This is a genomic window from Achromobacter sp. GbtcB20 (assembly GCF_019091095.1).
Lineage (GTDB): Bacteria > Pseudomonadota > Gammaproteobacteria > Burkholderiales > Burkholderiaceae_B > Achromobacter > Achromobacter mucicolens.
On the sequence record NZ_JAGXJZ010000333.1, the window covers coordinates 1 to 351 of the forward strand.

Annotated in this window: 1 protein-coding gene; it reads left to right on the top strand. The window is 57.0% G+C overall.

The features are described from left to right. Nucleotides 1–261: 261 nt before the first annotated feature. The coding region (locus KVT32_RS29220) for a 30S ribosomal protein S2 (protein WP_217619330.1) at nt 262–351 on the top strand (90 nt) is incomplete at its 3' end.

Here is a 351-nt window from a genome sequence, read left to right on the forward strand (position 1 = left end):
ATAAGTGAAGCGCCACGCGGTGTGGCCCGGCCCCGCGGGGGCCGGGGAATGCCAGGGGGCCGCTGCGGGCCGCCCCGTGGCTTGTCCGTACGCGACTCTTGAAATACAGGCCAAATCCCGCTAGAATCTCGGGTTGCTTGGGCTCTGGTCCGGTAATGTTGTCAAAGTAGTCTATTTTTTTATTCAAATCGCGAATGCGACCGCCAAAGGGTGCCCTCGAGGTGACTGGTCGTATTCAAGAATTTAACCCTGGAGAATTACATGTCCGTTACTATGCGCGAAATGCTGGAAGCCGGTATCCACTTCGGCCACCAGACCCGTTTCTGGAACCCGAAAATGGCGCCGTTCATC